1 protein-coding gene is annotated in these 1,050 nt (G+C 71.6%); it reads left to right on the forward strand.

All coding sequences use genetic code 11. From position 1 onward, the window contains the following. The coding region (locus ACZ5CR_RS47265; RefSeq protein ID WP_468870256.1) for an SDR family oxidoreductase at nucleotides 1-526 on the forward strand (526 nt) is incomplete at its 5' end. Nucleotides 527-1,050 lie beyond the last annotated feature (524 nt).

Consider the following 1,050-nt stretch of genomic DNA (forward strand, 5'->3'; position numbering starts at 1 on the left):
CAAGCAGGCCGAGGCGGAGCACGGCCCCATCACCGCTGTCGTCTCCAATGCGGGCATCACCCGCGACGGACTCCTGGCCCGTATGAGCGAGGACGACTTCACCGCGGTCCTGGACGCGAACCTGACCGCTGCCTACCGGGTGGCCAAGCGCGCCCTTCCGGGCATGCTGCGCGCCAAGACCGGCCGCATGGTGTTCATTTCGTCGGCGACGGCGATGCACGGCGAGGCCGGGCAAACCAACTACGCCGCGTCCAAGGCAGGGTTGATCGGGCTTGCCCGGTCCGTCGCCCGTGAATACGGCTCGCGGAACATCACGTCCAACGTCGTCGCGCCGGGGCTGACCGCGACCGACATGACCGCCGCTCTGCCCGAGGAGCGCATCAAGGGCCTGCTCGGGCAGATCCCGCTCGGCCGCCTGGGGCAGCCGCAGGAGATCGCGCGCGCGGTGCGCTTCCTCATCGAAGACGGTTCCTATGTGACGGGCGCGGTCATCCCCGTGGACGGCGGGGCGGGAATGGGGCACTGAGACGGTGATCGGATGCTGCGGCAGCCCTCTTGGGGCTGCGGGGGAAGGCGGCGGTGCAGCAAGCGCAGGCAGCTGCGCCGCGGATGAAGAGCGGCGGCCGGTCCATGTTGCGCCGGGGCGAGGGGGCGGGAGTGATCGACGCTGAGCGGATCCTGGCGCTGGTCCGGGAGCCGGCCCGCGTGGGCGCAGGTCGGGGACGTGATGCGGAGCGGATGACGGCGCTGGCCGGGGGCGGGAAGGGATCCGCTGCGCCGACGGGTCCGGTGGCTTGGTCGGCGGCACGGTGCGTAACAAGCGCGCACGGCACGGAGGTCCAGGTGCCGGAGGATGGCCGCGATGCGGCGCGGGTGTGTGGGAGATGCCCGATCCGCAGCGGTTGCTTCTCTGCTCCGGAGGCGAGTGCGCCTGCACGAGTGCGTGCGTGGCGCGAGCGAGTGGACGACCAGTAGGCAGGTGACGCCGGTGGGGGGCGGGGGAAGCTCTAGGGCCACAAGCGTCTTCTCACGCCCACACCCCGGATGGGG

The organism is Streptomyces sp. NPDC031274, assembly GCF_055570235.1.